This window comes from Moorena sp. SIO3I6, from assembly GCF_010672095.1.
Genome location: NZ_JAAHHU010001318.1, coordinates 1 through 1,426, shown reverse-complemented (window position 1 = coordinate 1,426; position 1,426 = coordinate 1). Strand labels below are relative to the sequence as shown.

Sequence of the window (1,426 nt, the reverse complement as noted above, 5' to 3'; positions counted from 1 at the left end):
AGGAGACGAAACCTTAGATAGTGGAGTCTTAATCAATAAGTTTTAACCCTTTTACGCATAGCCTGCCAACCATAAAGACTCCACTATCTTACGGTAACTTCAACGGACGGCTTTCTCTTTTTGTGTTCTACTTTACGTAGAGTTATTCCACGTCAAAAATGAAGGTCTTAGAGTTTAAGGTCAAAGGGAAGAAAACTCAATATGCTGCGATTGATGAAGCAATCCGTACTGGTCAGTTTGTTCGGAACAAGTGCATTCGTTACTGGATGGACAATAAAGGCGTAGGACAAAAAGACCTGTACCGTCATAACACGTGGCTTAGAGCTGAATACGCCTTTGTAAAAGACCTAAACTCTCATGCATGTCAAGCTTCGGTTGAAAGAGCTTATAGCTCAATTGCTAGATTTTACGATAAATGCAAAAAGCAAGTTCCTGGCAAAAAGGGATATCCTAAGTTTAAAAAGTTTTCTCGATTCGGCGTAGCCGACGCTGCGCGAACAGTTGAATACAAGACATCGGGCTGGAAGTTGTCAGGGGATGCTAAATCAATAAATTTCTTAGACAAGAAAGGTATTGGAAAGCTAAAACTGAAAGGGACTTGGGAGTTATGGCGTTACGATCTTAAGCTAATCAAACGAGTTAGATTGGTGCGCCGCGCAGATGGTTACTACGTCCAGTTCTGTATAAAAATTGATACAAAAGAATCTTTAGAGCCTGCTCATACTAATGTTGGATTAGACGTAGGACTCAAGGAATTTTACACTGATTCTAAGGGAGGTGTAGAGCCGAATCCCAGGTTTTATCGTAAAGGAGAAAAAAAACTAAAGTTTTATCAACGTCGGGTTTCTCGCAAAAAGAAAGGCTCATCCAATCGCAAAAAAGCCATTAATAGATTAGGCCGGACACACCTTAAGATAAGTAGGCAACGTGAAGAACATGCCAAGAGACTGGCGCGTTGCGTAATCCACTCTAACGACGTGGTCGCTTACGTTCGCGCAGCGTGCCGTAAGGCAAGACTTAAGGGTTAAGAATCTGGTTAAAAACCACTGTCTTGCCAAGTCTATCAATGATGCGGGTTGGTATCAATTTAGGAAATGGCTGGAATATTTTGGACAAAAGTTTGGTAAACAAACGATAGCGGTAAATCCTGCTTACACTAGTCAGAATTGTTCCAGTTGTGGTGAAGTTGTCAAAAAATCGCTATCAACTAGAACCCATTCTTGTTCATGTGGGTGTGTGTTAGATTCGCCGAAGGCGACGCTACGCGAACGCGATCATAATGCAGCCATCAATATTCTAAAAAGAGCCTTGGGTACGGTGGGGCACACCGGAACCTGGATCATCGATCCCAACGCTTTAGGAGAGGACGCCTCTACTCTTTCTGATTCCGGTCTGAAAGAGCAAGCGACCTCGTTGATTAAAGAAT

The 1,426-nt window shown here is 42.5% G+C and carries 1 pseudogene; it reads left to right on the top strand.

Annotated features, from left to right (window positions below):
• Positions 1-158 precede the first annotated feature (158 nt).
• Positions 159-1,426, top strand: a pseudogene (locus F6K49_RS48935) (transposase); the annotation flags it as partial.